The 18,905-nt window shown below is 72.2% G+C and carries 19 protein-coding genes; 12 read left to right on the forward strand and 7 right to left on the reverse strand.

Annotated features, from left to right (window positions below):
- Positions 1-58 precede the first annotated feature (58 nt).
- Positions 59-1,237, reverse strand: a complete 1,179-nt coding sequence (locus BJ979_RS02315) for a glycoside hydrolase family 1 protein (RefSeq protein WP_179564798.1) — start codon at positions 1,235-1,237, stop codon at positions 59-61.
- Positions 1,238-1,340: 103 nt separating this feature from the next.
- On the opposite strand from BJ979_RS02315, the gene BJ979_RS02320 reads away from it, so the two are divergent.
- From BJ979_RS02320 to BJ979_RS02340, 5 genes are all read left to right on the forward strand, one after another.
- Entirely contained in the window at positions 1,341-2,018 is a 678-nt protein-coding gene (locus tag BJ979_RS02320) for a TetR/AcrR family transcriptional regulator (RefSeq protein WP_343046567.1), read from the forward strand.
- A 123-nt stretch (positions 2,019-2,141) separates the two neighbouring features.
- Positions 2,142-3,179 carry an NAD(P)-dependent alcohol dehydrogenase gene (locus BJ979_RS02325; protein ID WP_179564800.1) on the forward strand — a complete coding sequence of 346 codons (1,038 nt, stop codon included), beginning with the start codon at positions 2,142-2,144 and terminating at the stop codon, positions 3,177-3,179.
- A gap of 94 nt (positions 3,180-3,273) precedes the next feature.
- Positions 3,274-3,792 carry a hypothetical protein gene (locus BJ979_RS02330; protein ID WP_179564802.1) on the forward strand — a complete coding sequence of 173 codons (519 nt, stop codon included), beginning with the start codon at positions 3,274-3,276 and terminating at the stop codon, positions 3,790-3,792.
- A complete protein-coding gene (locus tag BJ979_RS02335) occupies positions 3,789-5,354 on the forward strand; it encodes a GMC family oxidoreductase (RefSeq protein ID WP_179564804.1) in 1,566 nt (521 codons plus the stop codon). Before BJ979_RS02330 ends, BJ979_RS02335 begins: the two co-directional genes overlap by 4 nt.
- 76 nt (positions 5,355-5,430) lie before the next feature.
- Entirely contained in the window at positions 5,431-5,973 is a 543-nt protein-coding gene (locus tag BJ979_RS02340) for a YbhB/YbcL family Raf kinase inhibitor-like protein (RefSeq protein ID WP_179564806.1), read from the forward strand.
- A 201-nt stretch (positions 5,974-6,174) separates the two neighbouring features.
- On the opposite strand, the gene BJ979_RS02345 is transcribed toward BJ979_RS02340, so the two are convergent.
- Positions 6,175-7,134 (reverse strand): IclR family transcriptional regulator, encoded by a 960-nt coding sequence (locus BJ979_RS02345; protein WP_179564808.1) that lies wholly within the window; start codon positions 7,132-7,134, stop codon positions 6,175-6,177.
- Between the two features lie 226 nt (positions 7,135-7,360).
- Between BJ979_RS02345 and BJ979_RS02350 the strand changes: the two genes are divergently transcribed.
- Positions 7,361-8,155 (forward strand): ABC transporter ATP-binding protein, encoded by a 795-nt coding sequence (locus BJ979_RS02350; protein ID WP_218853560.1) that lies wholly within the window; start codon positions 7,361-7,363, stop codon positions 8,153-8,155.
- A gap of 171 nt (positions 8,156-8,326) precedes the next feature.
- Positions 8,327-8,764 (forward strand): Lrp/AsnC family transcriptional regulator, encoded by a 438-nt coding sequence (locus BJ979_RS02355; RefSeq protein WP_179564812.1) that lies wholly within the window; start codon positions 8,327-8,329, stop codon positions 8,762-8,764.
- A 123-nt stretch (positions 8,765-8,887) separates the two neighbouring features.
- Here BJ979_RS02355 and BJ979_RS02360 read toward each other — a convergent pair whose 3' ends face one another.
- The gene (locus BJ979_RS02360; RefSeq protein ID WP_179564814.1) at positions 8,888-9,547 is read right to left on the reverse strand and encodes an FMN-dependent NADH-azoreductase; all 660 of its coding nucleotides are present in this window, start codon (positions 9,545-9,547) and stop codon (positions 8,888-8,890) included.
- 119 nt (positions 9,548-9,666) lie between these two features.
- Between BJ979_RS02360 and BJ979_RS02365 the strand changes: the two genes are divergently transcribed.
- The gene (locus BJ979_RS02365) at positions 9,667-10,101 is read left to right on the forward strand and encodes a winged helix-turn-helix transcriptional regulator (RefSeq protein WP_179564816.1); all 435 of its coding nucleotides are present in this window, start codon (positions 9,667-9,669) and stop codon (positions 10,099-10,101) included.
- A gap of 33 nt (positions 10,102-10,134) precedes the next feature.
- Here the strand turns inward: BJ979_RS02365 and BJ979_RS02370 are convergent, their stop codons facing one another.
- The gene (locus BJ979_RS02370) at positions 10,135-11,472 is read right to left on the reverse strand and encodes an MFS transporter (RefSeq protein ID WP_218853417.1); all 1,338 of its coding nucleotides are present in this window, start codon (positions 11,470-11,472) and stop codon (positions 10,135-10,137) included.
- Between the two features lie 95 nt (positions 11,473-11,567).
- Between BJ979_RS02370 and BJ979_RS02375 the strand changes: the two genes are divergently transcribed.
- The gene (locus BJ979_RS02375) at positions 11,568-12,458 is read left to right on the forward strand and encodes a LysR family transcriptional regulator (protein ID WP_179564818.1); all 891 of its coding nucleotides are present in this window, start codon (positions 11,568-11,570) and stop codon (positions 12,456-12,458) included.
- A 298-nt stretch (positions 12,459-12,756) separates the two neighbouring features.
- A complete protein-coding gene (locus BJ979_RS02380; protein WP_179564820.1) occupies positions 12,757-13,440 on the forward strand; it encodes a hypothetical protein in 684 nt (227 codons plus the stop codon).
- Positions 13,441-13,574: 134 nt separating this feature from the next.
- Here the strand turns inward: BJ979_RS02380 and BJ979_RS02385 are convergent, their stop codons facing one another.
- From BJ979_RS02385 to aceA, 3 genes are read right to left on the reverse strand one after another with little or no spacing between them, the layout of a single operon-like run.
- The gene (locus BJ979_RS02385; RefSeq protein ID WP_246286861.1) at positions 13,575-14,132 is read right to left on the reverse strand and encodes an adenylate kinase family protein; all 558 of its coding nucleotides are present in this window, start codon (positions 14,130-14,132) and stop codon (positions 13,575-13,577) included.
- Complete coding sequence (gene aceB / locus BJ979_RS02390; RefSeq protein ID WP_179564824.1) at positions 14,132-15,853, reverse strand: malate synthase A; 1,722 nt, start codon at positions 15,851-15,853, stop codon at positions 14,132-14,134. Before aceB ends, BJ979_RS02385 begins: the two co-directional genes overlap by 1 nt.
- A 29-nt stretch (positions 15,854-15,882) precedes the next feature.
- Entirely contained in the window at positions 15,883-17,202 is a 1,320-nt protein-coding gene (gene aceA, locus BJ979_RS02395; protein ID WP_179564826.1) for an isocitrate lyase, read from the reverse strand.
- Between aceA and BJ979_RS02400 the strand changes: the two genes are divergently transcribed.
- Positions 17,186-17,395: a hypothetical protein gene (locus BJ979_RS02400; protein ID WP_179564829.1), complete on the forward strand. Its 210-nt coding sequence runs from the start codon at positions 17,186-17,188 to the stop codon at positions 17,393-17,395. The two genes, aceA and BJ979_RS02400, sit on opposite strands and share 17 nt — an antisense overlap.
- Before the next feature lie 4 nt (positions 17,396-17,399).
- Positions 17,400-18,821 (forward strand): helix-turn-helix domain-containing protein, encoded by a 1,422-nt coding sequence (locus tag BJ979_RS02405; RefSeq protein WP_246286664.1) that lies wholly within the window; start codon positions 17,400-17,402, stop codon positions 18,819-18,821.
- Positions 18,822-18,905: the final 84 nt, after the last annotated feature.

The raw sequence follows: 18,905 nt of genomic DNA on the forward strand, positions 1-18,905 counted from the left end.
CACGTCGAGCGGGCCCGGCGCCGCAGCGCCGAGCCCGTCGAGAGGATGCGGTCGAACGTCAGTCGACCGGCAGCGCCTGCGCCTTCGCGACCTCGCCGAGCCAGGCGAGCGACGGCTTCGGCGTGCGCTCGAACGTCTCCCGGTCCCAGCCGATGAGGCCGAAGGTCGCCTTGTAGGTGCCCCACTCGTAGTTGTCGAGCGCGCTCCAGTGCAGGTACCCGCGCACCTCGCTGCCGGCATCCATCTGCTCGCGCACGGCGGTCAGCGCACCGCGCGTGTAGTCGATGCGGCGGCTGTCGTCGGCCGTGGCGATGCCGTTCTCGGTGATGTAGACGGGCACGCCGGGCGCCCAGCGGCGCGAGTTGGCGATGCCGTCGCCGATCGCCGGCGGGTAGTACTCCCAGCCGGTCAGCGTCTTCTCGACTTCGGCCGGCCACGGCACGGGTCCGTCGGCGGCGATGCGGGTGCGCGTGTAGGCCTGGATGCCGATCCAGTCGTCGTTCTTGGCGGCGTCGATGAAGACGTCTTCGCGCGACCAGGCGTACTCGTCGCGCACGGCCTCGGCACCGGGATCGGGCTGGTAGGCCTGGGTGGCGACGGTCCAGCCGGCCTTCGCGCCGTATCCGCGCACGATCTCGACGGCGCGGTGGTGGCCCTCGATGAGCTTCTCGGTCACGCCGGGCACGCCCGGCGGCAGGCCGGCCCCGGGGAAGGCGACGGTGGGATCGGCGAGCACCGACACCATGTTCGGCTCGTTGATCGTGCAGACCAGCGACACGTCGTCGAGCACCGGCAGCACGGCCTCGACGTAGCGGACGAAGCGGTCGACGGCGTCGTCGGCCGCCCATCCGCCGTTGCGTCCGTGCCAGATCGGGTTGGTGAAGTGGTGCAGCGTGACCATCGGCTCGAGTCCGAGCTCGCGGGCGGTGCCGACCATTCGGCGGTAGTGGTCGATCTCGGCGCGGCTGATGACGCCGGGCTCGGGCTCGATGCGCGCCCACTCGACGCTGAAGCGGTAGGAGGTGAGCCCGGCATCCGCCAGCAGGCGCATGTCCTCGGGGTAGCGGTGGTAGCTGTCGGCGGCGTCGAGGCTCGGCTCGGCGACGGGGGCGCCGAAGTGCCCGTGCTCGCGGTACCACCAGTCGGAGTTGAGGTTGTTGCCCTCGACCTGGTGGGCGGCGGTGGATGCTCCCCACAGGAAGCCGGGAGGGAAGGTGACGGCGCCGTCGGTGCTCATGCTCTCGACCCTAGCGCGAATACCTGACACCCTGTAGGGATTCAGCCCGGGCACAGGATGCGCGGGGGTGAGCGACGGGCGAGGGATGCGTCATCATATGGGCGTGGACGACACGGGAGAGAGCGGAGCGGAGCGCGCGGGCAGCGCGGCCTCCGAGCCGACCGTCGAGCCGACCGCCGAGTCCGCTCCCGCGCACCCCCGCGGCCCGCGCGGCCCGTACCGCAAGACCGAGGAGCGCCGGCGGCAGATCCTCGACCAGGCCGTGCACGTGTTCGCCCGCCGCGGCTTCCACTCCGGCTCGCTGAGGGAGATCGCGCGCGGCGTGGGGATGACGGTGCCCGGCATCCTGCACCACTTCGGCGACAAGGAGTCGCTGTTCCAGGCGGTGCTCGACGAGCGCGACGAGCGGGTGCGCACGGCCGCCGGCGACGTCAGCGAACGCAATCTCATCGAGCAGTTCCGCGCCGTGATGGGCGCCGTGCGCGCCGAACCCGGACTCTCGTCGCTCTACACGATCGTGTCGGCCGAGGCGACCGACGACGAGCACCCCGCGCACGCCGCGTTCCGCATCCGCTACGCCGAGAACGCGCGCGGCGTCATCCCCGCGCTCGTCGCCGGTCAGGAAGACGGCACGATCCGCGGCGATCTGGATGTCGTGCAGGCCTCGCGCGTCATCCCCGCCGTCATGGACGGCCTGCAGCAGCAGTGGCTGCTCGACCCGGACTTCGACCTCGAGACGGCCTTCGACGACTTCCTGCGCGGGTACCTCCTCCCCCGCTGACGCCGCGTCCGCAGGGCGCCACCCCGGCCGTTTTCACCATGTGAGACGCCCCCTCGCCGCACCCGTGCGCCCCGACGCAAGCTCGTCGCAGTTCCCGACGACGCGAGCAGAAAGGCGCCGACCATGAAGGCCGTCCGACTCCACAGCTACAACGAGCTCCCGACGCTCGACAGCATCCCCGAACCGACGATCACCGGCCCCTGGGACGTGATCGTGGATGTCGGCGCCGCCGGCCTGTGCCGCACCGACCTGCACATCATCGAGGGCCAGTGGGAGCCGATCCAGCACCCCGACCTGCCCTACGTGCTCGGGCACGAGAACGCCGGCCGGGTGCGCGAGGTCGGCAGCGCCGTCACCAACGTCGCCCCCGGCGACACCGTGATCATGCACCCGCTGACGAGCTGCGGCCTCTGCGCCGCCTGCCGCGTCGGCCAGGACTCGCACTGCGAGAACGCGACCTTCCCCGGCATCAACGTCGACGGCGGATGGGCGCAGCTGCTCAAGACGAACGCCCGCGCGGTCGTGAAGCTCGACCCGAGCCTCGAGCCGAAGGACATCGCGGCGCTCGCGGATGCGGGCCTCACCGCCTACCACGCGGTGCGCAAGTCGGCCGATCGCCTCTTCCCGGGCACCCACGCCGTCGTGGTCGGCGCCGGCGGTCTCGGCCACATCGGCATCCAGGCGCTCGCCGCGATCACGTCCGCCGAGATCACGGTCGTCGACCGCTCGGAGGAGGCCCTCGAGCTGGCGACGAAGCTCGGCGCCCACCACACCGTGCTCGCGACCGAGCCGACCGCCGTCGCGGCGGAGGTGCAGGACGTGACCGGCGGCGGCGCGCACGTGCTCTTCGACTACGTGGGCGAGCACGGCACCGAGAACCAGGCGTCGGAGCTGATCCGCAACCAGGGCGACCAGTACGTGATCGGCTACGGCGGCCGCATCGAGCGCGACACGATCGAGATCATCTCGCGCGAGATCAACATCATCGGCAACCTCGTCGGCACCTACAACGACCTGGTCGAGCTGATGACCCTCACGGCTCAGGGCAAGGTCACGCTGCACACGCAGGTCTACGACCTCGCCGCCGCGCACGATGCGATCGCCGACCTGGATGCGGGCCGCCTCGTCGGCCGCGGCATCCTCGTGCCCGAGCGGCTCTGAGCGGTCTCGCGCCACCCTCGCGCCGCACGCTGCGCACCAGCCTGCGCGCCTCCCGCACCACCCCGCGAACGACCCCCGATCGAAGGAGATCGACATGTCCGACCCGACCGCGCTCGACCCCGTCGCATTGCGGAAGCTGGCCCGCGTCATCCGGGCCGTGTTCCCGCACGACGGCATCCCCGACGCCCCCTATCTGCGCAGCGCCGAGGCCCTGCGCGACCAGGCCGCGGCCACCTCGCCGCGCCGCGCCGCCGTCGTCGCCGAGGGGCTGCGCAGCCTGCAGCAGCTCACCGGCGGCGACGTCGAGGCGATCGACGTGGATGCGCTGAGCGGCATCCTGCGTCACCTCGAGCAGACCGAGTTCTTCCAGGCGGTGCTGACCAGCGCCGTCGTCAGCTTCTACAGCGACCCGGAGGTGTGGCAGCACCTCGGCTACGAGGGCCCCAGCTTCGACAAGGGCGGCTACGTGAACCGCGGCTTCGACGACCTCGACTGGCTGCCCGAGCCGCGCATCGAGGAGTACGCCGGCGACGACGAGCTCGTCGAGTACGTGCCGCCGGTGCCCGGACTGCAGGTGAGCTTCGACACGACCAAGAAGGTGGCCCAGATATGAGCGCGATCAGCCACGACGACGAGGCCGTCGTCATCGTCGGATCCGGTGCGGGCGGCGGAACGCTCGCCTACGAGCTCACGAAGCGGGGCATCCCCGTGGTCGTGCTCGAGGCCGGCCCGCACCTGACGAACGACAACTACACGAACGACGAGTGGGAGGCCTTCGGCCAGATGGCCTGGCCGAGCGACCGCACCGACTCGGGCTCGTGGAAGGTCGCCCAGGACTTCCCGAACCTGCCCGCCTGGATCGTCAAGGCCGTCGGCGGCACGACCACGCACTGGTCGGGCGCGACGCCGCGCTTCAAGGCGCACGAGTTCAAGGCGCGCACCGCCTACGGCCACATCGACGGCGCCTCGCTGCTCGACTGGCCGATCGACCTGACCGACCTGGCGCCCTGGTACGACGAGGCCGAGAAGGCGATGGGATCCACCCACCGCCACGGCCGCAAGCCCCTGCCCGCGAACAACAACTACAAGGTGTTCGCGAACGGCGCCGAGCGCGTGGGCTACAAGCACTACGCGACGGGGCCCTATGCGACGAACGCCGAGGAGTACGACGGCCGGCCCGCCAGCATCCAGGACGGCTTCAACTTCCAGGGCGACAAGAACAGATCCAAGTGGTCGACGCTGGTGCGCGAGATCCCGCGCGCCCAGGAGACGGGTCTGCTCGATCTGCGCCCCGACAGCCACGTCGCGCAGATCACTCACGACAGCCACGGCCGAGTGGATGCGGTGCTCTACCTCGACAAGTCCGGCGCCCTGCACCGGCAGCGGGCCAAGCTCGTCGCCGTCGCCGGCAACTCGATCGAGACCGCGCGCCTGCTGCTGCTCAGCGCGAGCGCGCTGTTCCCCGACGGGCTCGCGAACTCGTCGGGCCAGGTCGGCCGCAACTACACGCGCCACCTGACCGGCTCGGTGTACGCCCAGTTCGACGACGAGGTGCGCATGTACCGCGGCGAGACGATGGCCGGCATCATCGCCGACGAGTCGCGCCACGACACCGGCCGCGGCTTCTCGGGCGGGTACTACATGGAGACGATCTCGCTCGGGCCGGCGTTCCTGGCGAAGTTCCTCACGCCCGGATCATGGGGGCGCGACTTCACCTCGTTCCTCGACGGCTACGCCCGCACCGCCGGAATGTGGATCGTCGGCGAGGACCTGCCGCAGGAGACCAACCGCGTCACCCTCAACCCGGCGGCCCTCGACGAGCACGGCCTGCCGGTCGCGCACGTGCACTACGACGACCACCCGAACGACAAGGCGATGCGCGAGTACGCCTACGCGCACGCCGAGAACCTCTACGACGCCGTCGGCGCGACGCGCACCTGGCGCACCCCGCCGTATCCCTCGACCCACAACATGGGCACCGCGCGCATGAGCGCCCGGCCCGAAGACGGGGTCGTGGATGCGTGGGGCCGCTCGCACGACGTGCCGAACCTGTTCATCAGCGACGGCTCGGTGTTCACCACCTCCGCCGCGGCGAACCCGACCCTCACGATCGTCGCCCTCGCCATCCGGCAGGCCGACTACATCGCGAAGCAGCTGGAGTCGGGCGGCATCTGAGCGACCTCGAACCCCTGACTCACCGACCTCACGAACCGAACGACCGCAGAACCGAACGAAAGGACCGGAACCAGCCATGGCATCCACCCTCACCTCCAGCCCCTACGACCAGATCGCCGAGGTGCCGAGCTTCGAGCTGACCAGCACCGACGTCGCCGACGGGCAGGAGCTGCCCGCCGCCCAGGTGTCGGGCATCTTCGGCGCCGGCGGCAGCGACACCTCGCCGCAGCTGAGCTGGTCGGGATTCCCGGCCGAGACGAAGAGCTTCGTCGTCACCGTCTACGACCCCACCGCCCCGACCGGCAGCGGCTTCTGGCACTGGGCCGTCGCCGACATCCCTGCCACGACGACCTCGCTCGCGGCCGGAGCCGGCGACGACACCGGAGCCCAGCTGCCCCCGGGCGCCTGGCAGCTGAACAACGACGCCTCGCTGCAGCGCTACCTCGGCGCGGCCCCGCCGGCCGGCAGCGGCAAGCACCAGTACTTCGTGGCCGTGCACGCGGTGGATGTCGAGAGCCTCGGCCTCGACCACGGTGCGACCCCGGCGTTCCTGGGCTTCAACCTCTCGGGTCACACGCTGGCCCGCGCGGTCATCGCCCCGTGGTGGGAGGCGAAGTAAGCCGGACTCGCACGACCCTCGCGGGTCGTCGCAACCGGATCAGGGGTGGGGCCCCGGAGCTGCGGCTCCGGGGCCCCACCCCTGCTGTGCCCGGTTCGCCGCCGGGTCCCCCGCACGATGTCGGCTCAGCGGCCCCGCGATGGCACAGTGCGCCACCGCATCGCGCCTCAGCCGACACTGTGCAGTCGACCCGGCGACCCGTCAGTGCGCGAGGGCGGCCGAGCCGGTGCGGAACCAGCGCGAGAGCTGCGACGCGGTGCGGCGCAGCGCATCCTCGAGCTCCGCCTCGCGGCCCACGACGTCGGTCGATGCCGCCGAGATCGCGGCCGAGCCGACGATCATGCCCGAGGCGTCGCGCACGGCGATCGCGGCGCACGTCATGCCGGGCACGAACTCCTCGTGCTCCCAGGCGATGCCGGCGAGCGCGACCTCGTCGAGGCGCGCATCCAGCTCGGCCCGGTCGACGATCGTCGTCGGCGTGAACGGGGTCAGCGGATGCACCTCGAGGTAGCTGTCGCGCTGGGCGTCGGTCATGCCGGCGAGCATGATCTTGCCGTAGGCGGTCGCGTGCGAGGCCTCGTGCATGCCGAAGTTGAGCGGCTGCAGACGGCGGTGGTCGGGGCAGTCGTCGACGAAGGCGACGATCACGTCCGGGCCACGGTAGACGGCGAAGTAGGCGGCGGTCTGCGCGCGCTCGTGCAGACGCGCGATCTCGGTCTTCACCTGGGCCGGAACTCCGACCTGGCGGTGCAGCGAGACGCCGAGCCGGTGCAGCTTGTAGCCGAGCTCGAAGCGGCGGTCGCTCTTCAGGTGCACGAGGTAGTCGCTGTCGACCAGGCTGCCGAGGATGCGGTAGACGGTCGGCATCGGCATGCCGAGCGCCTGCGACACCTCGCGGGCGCTCGCGCCGCCGCGTTCGGCGATGAACTCGAGGGCGGCGAAGGTCTTGCGGATCGCGCTGACGCCGCCTGCGTCGCTCTCGGGTCGGATCGAGACGACCTCGGCGGGGGCATCGGCAGCGACGTCGTCGACCGGCGTCGCCGTCGGATCGGGCTCGGATGCGCGACGCTCGCGGGCGGGTTCTCGCACGGCGGCATCGCGGAGTCGGGCGGGCTTCGGGTTGACGGTCAGGCCGGTGGGGCCGGCGGCGTTGCTCGGCATGCGCACATCCTGGCGGGCGCGCCCGGGAGCCGCCAGGGAATCCGCGCCCGGTTCTCACGAGGTGAGACAGCATCCGGTCGCCAGCCAGGTAAGGGTTGACTAACCTCGACGGGTGGCCCTCTCGAACCCGGCCGCGACCACCGCATCCGTCGACCCGGTCGACCCGGTGCGATCGCCCGACGCACCCGGGCGGGCCGGCGCCGGGCTCGGCATCGACGCGACGGGCTTGCGCCTCGGCTACGGACGCACCGAGATCGTGCACGACGTCGCCCTGCGCCTCGAGGCCGGGCAGGTCACCGCGCTCATCGGACCGAACGGCAGCGGCAAGTCGACCGTGCTGCGCGCGCTCGCCCGCCTGCACGCGCCGACGCACGGCGCGATGACGCTCGACGACGGCCGCGCCCTCGACACGCTCGCCCGCCGCGAGTTCGCGCGCACCCTCACGCTGCTCTCGCAGTCGCGACCGGCTCCGTCGGGGCTGAGCGTGCGCGAGGTCGTCGAGTTCGGGCGGCATCCGCACCGCGGGCGCATCCGCTCCGCCGACCCCGAGGGCGCCGCCGCCGTGCAGGAGGCGCTCGAACTCACCGGGCTGACCGGCATCGCCGATGCGGGCGTCGACGAGCTCTCCGGCGGCCAGCTGCAGCGCGTCTGGCTCGCGACGAGCCTCGCCCAGCGCACCGGCGTGCTGCTGCTCGACGAGCCCACCAATCACCTCGACCTGCGCTACCAGGTGGAGACGATCGACCTCGTGCGCGAGCTCGCCGACGAGCACGGCATCACGGTCGGCATCGTGCTGCACGACCTCGACCAGGCCGCTGTCGTGGCCGACCGGCTCGTGCTGCTCAGCGAGGGCCGGGTCGTCGCCGACGGCGCCGCCGCCGAGGTGCTGCGCGGCGAACTGCTCAGCGAGGTCTACGGCATCCGCATCGACGTGGATGCCGACCCCGCCACCGGCGCCCTGCGCACGAAGGCCTTCGGTCACCGGCGCCGCTCTGCTGCCGACGCCTCCGCCTCCGTCTGACCCGACAGTCCCGAAGCTTCTCCGCGAAAGTACGCACTTCGCCGTCGCGCGACGGCGTGTCGCCCCGCAATCCACGTACTCTCGCGGAGCCCTGCCGGGACGCGGCGCGCGGAACGGTCGTGCGCGCCGGGCCGGGCGGGCCCCGCGCGAGGCCCGACGTAGGGTGTCCCGGTGGACAACCTCGACTACGGGATCATCGATCTGCTGCGACAGAACGCCCGCGCCGGGTACGGCGACATCGGCCAGAAGGTGGGCCTCTCGGCGTCCGCGGTGAAGCGGCGCGTCGACCGGCTCGTGGTCGACGGCGTCATCCAGTCGTTCACGATCCAGGTCGACCCGGCCGTCGACGGACTCGGAACCGAGGCCTACGTCGAGCTGTTCTGCCGCGGCACCGTGGCTCCGGCCGAGCTGCGGCGCATCCTCTCGGCCGTGCCCGAGGTCGTGGATGCGGCGACCGTCAGCGGCGATGCCGACGCGATCGTGCGCATCCGCTCGCGCGACATCGCCTCGCTCGAAGACGCGCTCGAGAAGGTGCGCATCGCCCCGACCGTCGACCACACCCGCTCGGCCATCGTCATGTCGAGGTTGGTCCACCGCGAGGTGGACTAGAAAGCACCTCACCGCGAGGCTCCGCGAGAGTACGCAGTCTGCGGGCCGGACGCGGCGTGTCGCGGCGCAAAGTGCGTACTCTCACGGAGAACGGGATCGCGGGTGCGAATCCCGATGCGGGGCTCAGGCCGCGAGACGCTCCGCGGTGCGTGCCGCGAGGAACCGGCCGTGCTCGGCCGCCTTCGCCTCGGCGCGGTCGGCGAGGTCCTTGGCGAGGTCGGTGAACTGGTCGAGGGCGGGGTTGACGCCGACGAGGGTGAACTCGCGCTGCACGACCTGGAGGTCGAGACCCCAGACGTCGCCGAGCACGCGCTCGATCCATCCGGTGGAGTGGTCCCAGCCGGCACGCGGGGTGCCCTCGCTGTAGTTGCCGCCGAGAACCGTGGCGACGACGGCGGGCTTGCCCTTGAGCAGCTCGCTGCCCGGCCCGAGGCGCGGGTCGGCGATGGCCAGGTCGACCCAGGTCTTGAAGTGCTGCGAAGGGCCGAAGTTGTACAGCGGAACGGCGAAGAGCAGCGCCTCGGCGTCGACGAGCTCGTCGACGATCTCGGCGGCAAGCGCGACGGCCTCGTTCTGCTCGGCGGTGCGCGCCTCCTCGGGGGTCCACGATGCGGTCACCGCGTTCGACCAGGCGGTGGCGGGCACCGGATCGACGCCGATGTGGCGGGTGGTGACGGTCGCGTCGGGGTGCTCGCGGCGCCACTCGGCCTCGACGATGTCGCCGAGCGCGCGGCTCGCGGAGCCCTCGGTGCGAATGCTGGCGTCCAGTCGGAACAGGGACATGGGGGTGATCTCCTCGATCGGCTCGTGCGCCGGGCGGCCTGCCGCGTGCGCTTCGTTTCCCGGTGTCGCTTCTGAAAAACTAGCGACTCGCGGAACGGTAGCACAGGTACACTCGGCGCATGGCCACCACGTCGACGACCCGATCCGCGAGCGCGCACAGCGCCGCGGCCGCCGGGGTCGATGACGCAACCGCCCCCGCATCCGGCCTCGAGACGCTGCGCGAGACCGGCGATGTGCAGCGCTGCGACGCGGCGCTCGTGAGCGCCTTCGGCGTTCTCGGCAAGCGCTGGAACGGCATGATCCTCGCGGTGCTCGGCCACCAGACGCTCGGCTTCGCCGAGCTGCGCCGCGGCATCGGCGCGATCAGCGACTCGATGCTCAGCGACCGCCTCGGCGACCTGACCTCACTCGGCCTGATCGAGCGCCAGGTGGATGCGGGCCCGCCCGTGTCGGTCACCTACCGCCTCACCGAGGCCGGCTGCCGTCTCGTGCCCGTGCTCGACCAGCTCGGTGACTGGGCCCGCGACAACCTCCCGCGCCCCGAGGGCCACTAGCCCAGATCCGGACGGCGCAGGCCGCGGGACGGGTCAGGCGCTGACGCGCGCCGCCCGACCCAGCGCCACGACCAGCGGGATGCCTGTCGCGAGTGCGATCACGCTGATGACCGCCGCGAAGCCCGTGAGCGCCGCGACGAGCGAGACCGACAGCGTCGCAACGCCGATGCCGACGACCGGGATCGTCAGGCCGATGTAGCCGAGCAGGAAGATGCCGGCGAGCACCTCGCCGCGGTGCGCCGCATCCGCCAGCGATCCGGCCACGGCGAGCGCCGACTTGAACAGCACGCCCGAGCCGGCGCCGCCGATGACGCCGCCGACGAGGAACGCGACGAGCGAGCCGCCCGTCGCGACGACCGTCGTGAGCACCGCGAGCCCGACGACGAACAGCGCGACGCCGAGGCCGACCTGGGCGCGCAGGCCGAGCGGACGCACCGCGACCTGCGCGAGCGCGGCCGCCGCGAAGGCCGCGAACACGACGGCGCCGGATGCGGCCCGCGAGGCGATGTGCAGCTCACCGCCGACGAACGAGGGCACGAGCGAGGTGAACAGGCCGAGCACCGCGAAGCCGGCGAAGGCGATGCCGCCGGCGAGCAGGAAGCGTCCGCGGCTTCCGGCGGGAACGCGCACGCGCTGCGGGCGGTAGGGCTCGCGGATGTGCGGGATGCGCGCCGTCTCGGGCACGACGGCCACGGCGACCAGGGCGAGCAGCAGCAGCACGACGAAGACGACGAACGGCGTGACGAGCGGACCCGGAGCCCACTGGGCCAGCATCCCGGCCACGACCGCGCCGACGCCGAAGCCGCCGAGGTTGGCGACGCCGGAGACGATCTGGCCGCGCACCGGGCTCGCGTCGGGGCGCGAGCCGAGGTGCAGGTCGAGCAGGTGCGCGGTCATGGTCGCGGTCGCCATGCCGATGCCCAGACCCGAGACGACGCGCGCCGTGATGAGCCCGGCGAGATCGGGCCAGACGAGGAAGATGCCGGCCGAGACGAGCTCGAGCACGATCGCCGGGATGAGCAGCCGGCGCCGGCCGAGCGTGTCGCCCAGGTGCCCGGCGAGGAAGAGGCTGACGACGACGCCGGCCGCGTAGGCGGCGAAGGCGATCGTGATCGAGAAGGTCGTGAAGCCGTCGCGCTGCTGGTACAGCGACCAGAGGGTCGTCGGCACGGTCGTGTAGGCCATGATCACGAGGAACGTGACCGCTCCGAGCCAGAAGCCGGTTCCGTGCGAGACCTTGCCGGGGCGGGGCGTGCGGAAGGCCGGAGCGGGTGCGGCAGGCGAAGCGGATGCGGGCGCGGCGAAGTCGTCCGGCGCGAGGGTCGCTCCGTCGGGAAGCGGGCGGGTGAGGTCGAGGGACTCGGTAGGCACGAAGCCAAGATCCTCTCCTCGATTGCGCAAGTCCAACGCTCAGTTTCGATCTGATTCAGCAGCATCCACGATCAATTGCTGTGAGACTCGCTCCCATGGATCGCCGCCAGCTCGAGGTCTTCGCCGCCGTCGCCCGCACCGGCAGCTTCACCCGCGCCGCCGCCGAGCTGCACCTCGTGCAGTCGGCGGTCTCGGCCACCGTCGCCGCGCTCGAAGCCGACCTCGGCGAGCGCCTGTTCGAGCGCACCACCCGACGCGTGCAGCCGACGGCCGCGGGTCGGGCGCTGCTGCCCCACGCGACGGGCATCCTCGACTCCTTCCAGAGCGCGCGGGATGTGGTCGAGGCCGTCGGCGGCGGACTCTCGGGCACCGTGCGCATCGGCTACATGACCAACGTGACGCTCTTCGACATCCCGGCGCTGCTCGGCCGCTTCACCGTCGACCACCCGGGCGTCGCGCTGCGGCTGACCCCCGCGCCGACCGGGACGGCCGGGCTCGCCGAAGGGCTGCTCGCGGGCGACTTCGACGTCGCCTTCCTCTCGGCGACCGCCGTCGACCAGCCGCGGCTCGACGTGCACGTGCTCGCCGAGTCGCCGCTCGGTCTCGCGGTGCCGCGCGGGCACGAGCTCGACGGCCGCAGGCGCATCCGCTTCGCCGACACGGTCGGGCTGCGGTCGGTCGACTTCATCCGCGGCTTCGGCTCGCGCGAGCTCGTCGAGGTCGAGCTGCGCCGCCGCGGGCTGCGGCGCGAGGTGCAGTTCGAGACGAGCGACATGAACGACGTGCTCGCGCTCATCCGCAACGGACTCGGCGTCGGCTTCGTGCCGCGCTATCTGGTCGAGGACGACGCGGCGGTGCACTGGATCGCGCTGCAGGATGCGGACTTCGCGCTGCGCGTGAGCGTCGCGACCGCCCGGGAGCGGCCGCTCGGCGCGGCCGCCGCGCGCCTCGCCGATCTGGCCCGCGCATCCGCCTCGACCGCCTGAGTCCGAGCGGGCACGCGGGGGTGAGGTGCGGATCCGGTCGCGATCGCGAGCGATACCGGCCGAGAAGGCAGGTCGGCGCGCACGGACACCGCGATCCCCTCCGACCGCGCGGGCGATCTCGACGCGACGACTCCACGACCACGCGGCCGTCGGATGCCCGCTTCGCGCCGGGTGCGCCCGGGTGCGAGGGGGACACGTGCCGACAGACCGTCGAGTCCGCCCCAGGGCTGGGGATTCAGCTGTACGTACATCCGGGTGAGGGTTATCCCGGAGGGGCCGAGAGATAGGGGACTCGACCATGGACGTCACCAGCCCAGACGACCGCAGCAAGGCCAGCACGACCGGGGTTCGGGGGAACCACGTCGCGCACCGCACGACCAGCACCGCCAGCACGACCAGCACGACCAGCAGCACCGCCGAGAGCGATTCGGGCGCCCTCGTCGAGCACCACGCCGCCGTGAGGGACGGCAGCGCGCACGACACCGTCACGATCGACACCATGGCGTTCGACAGCGCGCTGACCGACGCCGACCTGGCCTTCCTCGCCGGCGCCGAGATCGGCGCCGCCGTCGCACACGGCGCACGCCGCGCATCCACCGCGACCGCCACGCTCGACAGCGCCCTCGACCACGCCGTCGACGTCGTGCCGCTGCCGCCCGCACCGCCGGTTCCGCCGCTGCGCTACGGCCACCTGGTGTGGTCGATCCTCGTCGCCGCGCTCGTATGGTGCTTCGCCTACATCCACGCCTTCGAGCCGGGCTGCGTGCCCGACGCGCTCGGCTGCACGGCCGGCCCCGCACCCAGCCTGCTCGACGTGCCGGGCGTGGCGATGGTCGTCGCCGGCATCATCGGCGCCGGCACGATCGGCCTGGCCCCGTGGACCCGCAATCGCGGCCTCCGCGCCGTCGTCGCGGTCTCGCTCGGCGCGCTCATGATCGGCGGCGGTCTGCTCGCCCTGAGCCAGCTCGGCCTGCTCGGCTGAGGCACGACGCCGCGCCGCAGCATCCCCTGCACGCTGACCGCGGCCGCCGACCCTCCGGGGGCTCTCCGGATGCGGGTCGACGGCCGCGGTCAGCGTGGCACGGCCGGCTGGACGGCTGACCGGCGCGGCTCCTCTCAGGCGGCGAGCGCCGCGTGCTCACGCAGAGCGTCAGCGGCCCGCTCGAAGACCTCGTCGGGATCGCCCGACGCATCCAGCTCGACGATCGCGCCGCGGTAGTGCTCCACCAGCTCCGCCTCGTGAGCGGACCAGACGGCGAGCCGGGCGCGCACCGTCTCGGGGGCGTCGTCGGCGCGGCCCCGGCTGAGCAGCCGCTCGACCAGCTGGGCCTCGGGGATGCGGAACCGCAGCACCGCATCCACTCCCGCCGCCCGGCGGACCAGGAACTCGTCGAGGATGCGCGCCTGCGCGATCGTGCGCGGGTAGCCGTCGAGCACGAAGCCGCCGAGCGAGGCACGGAGGGCTCCGGTGACGAGCGGGGTGATCAGCTCGTCGGGCACCAGCTCGCCGCGGCCCATGATCTGGGCGAGGTGCGCGCCCATCCCGGTTCCCGTGGAGGCCTCGACCCGCAGCAGGTCGCCGAGCGCGACGTGGGGCGCACCCAGGAGGCGCGCGAGGCGCGGCCCCTGGGTGCCCTTGCCCGAGCCGGGGGCTCCGAGCAGCAGCACGCGCATCACGCCGCCGCCTCGGATCCGACGAGCTCCTCGGCCTGCGCCGCGCGCCGCACCGCCGCCGAGTCGGACGAGCGCGGACCGCGCGCCTCCGGCTCGATGAGGAACTGCGTGTAGGCGGGGATCGTCAGGAAGGTCGGGAAGTCGTCGCTGAGCGTGACCTCGCGCACGACCTGCGCGGCCTCCTCCCAGCGCGACCCGTCCGATCCGCCGGCCGACGCCGACGCCGACGCCGAGTGCGACGCGAGCGCCGCATCCAGCAGCCCGCCCACGTGCTCGCGGGTCACCCGGGTGCCCTCCGCTGTCACGATGCCCTGACGGATCCACTGCCACAGCTGCGAGCGGCTGATCTCGGCCGTCGCCGCGTCTTCCATGAGGCCGTCGATCGCCGCGGCGCCGACGCCGCGAAGCCACGACTCGAGGTAGCGCAGGGCGATCGACACGTTCGCGGCGACGCCGGCGTCGGTCACGGCCGCGTCGAGCGAGCGCACGTCGGTCAGGTCGGCGGCGGTCACCCGCACGTCGGGGCGCTGGCGGTCGAGCTGGTTCGGGCGCTCGCCGAGCACCGCGTCGAACTCGGCCTGCGCCGTCGCCACGAGGTCGGGATGCGCGACCCAGGTGCCGTCGAAGCCGTCGCCGGCCTCGCGGCTCTTGTCGGCCGCGACCGCGTCGAGGGCACGCGCGGTCGCCTCGGCATCCCGTCGGTTGGGGATGAAGGCGCTCATGCCGCCGATCGCGTGCGCCCCGCGCCGGTGGCAGGTGGCGACGAGCAGCTCGGTGTAGGCCCGCATGAACGGCACCGTCATGGTGACCTTCGAGCGGTCGGGCAGGGTGAACGTCGCCCCGCGGCCGCGGAAGTTCTTGATGATCGAGAAGATGTAGTCCCAGCGACCGGCGTTGAGTCCGGCGCAGTGGTCGCGCAGCTCGTAGAGGATCTCCTCCATCTCGAACGCCGCCGTGATCGTCTCGATCAGCACGGTTGCGCGGATCGTGCCGTGCTCGATGCCGAGCTCGCCCTCCGCGAGGGTGAACACGTCATCCCACAGCCGCGCCTCGAGGTGGTTCTCGGTCTTCGCGAGGTAGAAGTACGGCCCGCGACCCCGGGCGATCAGCTCGGCGGCGTTGTGGAAGAAGTACAGCCCGAAGTCGACGAGCGAGCCGGATGCCGGCGAGGCCTGCCCGGTGCGGTCGATGTAGCGCAGGTGCTTCTCGGCCAGGTGCCAGCCGCGCGGACGCATCACGATCGTCGGCGTCTCGGCATCCGGGCGCAGCGCGTAGCTCTTGCCCTCGGCCGAGGTGAAGTCGATCTGGCGGCGGATCGCGTCGCGCAGGCTCAGCTGGCCGTTGATCACGTTGAACCAGGTGGGGCTCGTGGCGTCCTCCTGGTCGGCGAGCCAGACCTTCGCGCCCGAGTTGAGCGCGTTGATCGTCATCTTGCGATCGGTGGGTCCGGTGATCTCGACGCGGCGGTCGTGCAGGCGCGGGCCGGCTCCGGCGACGCGCCAGGTCGGGTCCTCCCGGATCGCCCGGGTCGACTCGAGGAAGCGCAGGTCGCGGCCGTTGTCGATGTCGCTGCGGGTGCGCATCCGCTCGGCCAGGCGCTCGTGTCGGCGGCCGGCGAAGGCATCGTGCAGCAGGGTGAGGAAGCGCAGGGCCTCCGGGGTCAGGATCTCGTCGAAGCGCTCGTGCTGGGGCCCGAGCACCTCGATGCGCGAGGTGGTCATGATCGTCTCCTTCAGGGTGGATGCGCGGCTCAGTGGAACTGCGCGGTCTCGGTGGAGCCGACGAGGGCGAGGGTGGCCGAGTCGGGGTTGAGGGCGGTGGAGACGCGGTCGAAGTAGCCGGTGCCCACCTCCCGCTGGTGTTTGGTCGCGGTGTAGCCGCGAGCCTCGGCCGCGAACTCGGCCTCCTGCAGCTCCACGTACGCGCTCATCTGGCGGTCGCGGTAGCCGGAGGCGAGCTCGAACATCCCGTGGTTGACGGAGTGGAAGCCGGCCAGGGTGATGAACTGGAAGGCGTAGCCCATCGCCGACAGCTCGCGCTGGAAACTCGCGATGGTGTCGTCGTCGAGGTGGCGCTTCCAGTTGAAGCTGGGCGAGCAGTTGTAGGCGAGCTTCTTGCCGGGGAACTCGGCGTGGATGCTCTCGGCGAAGGTGCGCGCGAGCTCGAGGTCGGGCTCCGCCGACTCGACCCAGAGCAGGTCGGCGTAGGGCGCGTAGGCGTGGCCGCGGGCGAGCACCGGTCCGATGCCGTTCTCGACCTCGTAGAAGCCCTCGGCGGTGCGGGTTCCGGTGAGGAACGGGCGGTCGCGCTCGTCGTGGTCGCTGGTCAGCAGCGTCGCGGCGAGCGAGTCGGTGCGGGCGATCACGATCGTCGGGGTGCCGGCGACGTCGGCCGCGAGGCGGGCCGCATTGAGGGTGCGGATGTGCTGGCTCGTCGGCACGAGCACCTTGCCGCCCATGTGCCCGCACTTCTTCTCACTGGCGAGCTGGTCCTCCCAGTGCACGCCGGCGGCGCCGGCCTCGATCATCTGGTGCATGAGCTCGTAGGCGTTGAGCGGGCCGCCGAAGCCGGCCTCGGCGTCGGCGACGATCGGCGCCATCCAGTCGCGCGCGGCATCCGGGCCGGTTCCGCCCTGCTCGACCTGCGCGGCGCGCAGCAGCGCGTTGTTGATGCGGCGCACGACGGCGGGAACCGAGTTCGCCGGGTAGAGGCTCTGGTCGGGGTAGGTCTGGCCGCTGAGGTTGGCGTCGGCGGCGACCTGCCAGCCGGAGAGGTAGATGGCCTTGAGCCCGGCGCGCACCTGCTGCACGGCCTGGTTGCCGGTGAGGGCGCCGAGGGCGTAGGTCCACTCGTCAGGATTCTCGCCGTTGGCCTGGATCTGCTCCCACAGCTTCTCGGCGCCGCGCTGGGCGAGCGTGCGCTGCTCGCGCACCGGGCCGCGCAGCTCGATGACGTCCTCGGCGGAGTAGTCGCGCTGGATGCCGCTCCAGCGCGCATCCGTCTTCCACTGGGTCTCGAGCTCGGCCGCGGTCTGGGTCTGGTCGCCGGGGCGGATGCTGTTCTCAGTCATCGTCGTCTCCTTGCTGCCCGGCGTCGGCGCCGGGTCGGTCTGGTGTGCTGCTGACCTCGACTCTGCGACCCGCGCAACCGGTCTTCGCCGCATCCACCGCAAGAAAAAGAACGCGATTTCTGATTGCGAGAAGAAGGCCGCAGTGGCAGGGTCGCGGCATGACCTCGACGACGAGTTCATCGACGCACGATGACGACATGCTCGATTCGCTGACGATCGGCCGCCGCATCCGCGACACCCGCCTCGCGCGCGGGATGACGCTGGAGCAGCTCGCGACCGCGATCGACCGCGCCCCCTCGCAGCTCTCGGTCATCGAGAACGGCAAGCGCGAACTGCGCCTCGCCGAGCTGCAGCGGCTGGCCCGCGCACTCGGCGCCTCGCTCGACGAGCTGCTCAGCCCCGAGCCGCCGACGCGCCGAGCGGCCCTCGAGATCGCGCTCGAGCGGGCGCAGCGCGGGCCGCTGTTCGGCTCGCTCGGGCTCGCCGCGCTGCCGATCCGCAAGTCGCTCAGCGACGCCGCGATCGAGACGATCCTCGGCCTGCACGACGAGCTGCAGCGCGTGCACGAGCAGCGCGCCGCCACCCCGGAGGAGGCGCGGCGGGCCAACGGCGAGCTGCGTGCCGAGCAGCGCAGGCTCGGCAACCACTTCCCCGAGCTCGAGGCGCGCGCCGCCGAGCTGCTGGAGGCGGTCGGCCACGCCGGCGGACCGCTGTCGCAGCGCACGGCCGGCGAGCTGGCCGCCCACCTCGGCTTCACGCTGCACCACGTCAGCGACCTGCCCGCATCCACCCGCAGCGTCACCGACCTCGAGAACCACCGCATCTATCTCGGCACCCGGCAGAGCGCCGACCCGCGCACGACCCTGCTGCAGGCGCTCGCCGCGCATGTGCTCGGCAAGCCCGAGCCTCGCGACTACGCCGAGCTGCTGCGGCAGCGGGTCGAGACGAACTACCTCGCCGGCGCGCTGCTCATCCCCGAGGCGAGCGCGGTGCCGCTGCTGACCACGGCGAAGGAGGAGCGCTCGCTCTCGGTCGAAGACCTGCGGGATGCCTTCGCCACCAGCTACGAGACGGCCGCGCACCGCTTCACGAACCTCGCGACGCGGCACCTGGGCATCCCCGTGCACTTCCTCAAGGTGCACAGCTCGGGCGCGATCTCGAAGGCCTATGAGAACGACGGCGCCGCCTTCCCGACGGATGCGCTCGGCGCGGTCGAGGGTCAGTACGTCTGCCGCTTCTGGAGCGCGCGGCAGGTCTTCGACGTCGAGGACCGCTTCAGCCCGTACCACCAGTACACCGACAAGCCCAACGGCACGTACTGGTGCACCTCGAGCATCCAGTCGGGCTCGGGCGGGTCGTTCTCGGTGAGCGTCGGCACGCCGTTCGCGCACGTGAAGTGGTTCCGCGGGCGCGACACCACGGTGCGCAAGACGAGTGGATGCCCCGACCCGTCGTGCTGCCGCCAGCCGCCGGCCGAGCTCACCTCGCGCTGGGAGACGAAGGCCTGGCCGAGCGCGCGGCTCAACAGCTCGCTGCTCGCGGCGATGCCGACCGGCACCTTCACGGGCGTCGACACGACCGAGGTCTACCGCTTCCTGGAGTCGCACTCGCCCGCCTGAGCACCCGCCCGCGGGGGCCTCTGGGCGGGGATGCGCGGGCACGGGTGCGCGGGTGCGCATCCGCCCGAGCGAGCTGCCGGGCCG

Source organism: Schumannella luteola (assembly GCF_013408685.1).
Classification (GTDB): domain Bacteria; phylum Actinomycetota; class Actinomycetes; order Actinomycetales; family Microbacteriaceae; genus Schumannella; species Schumannella luteola.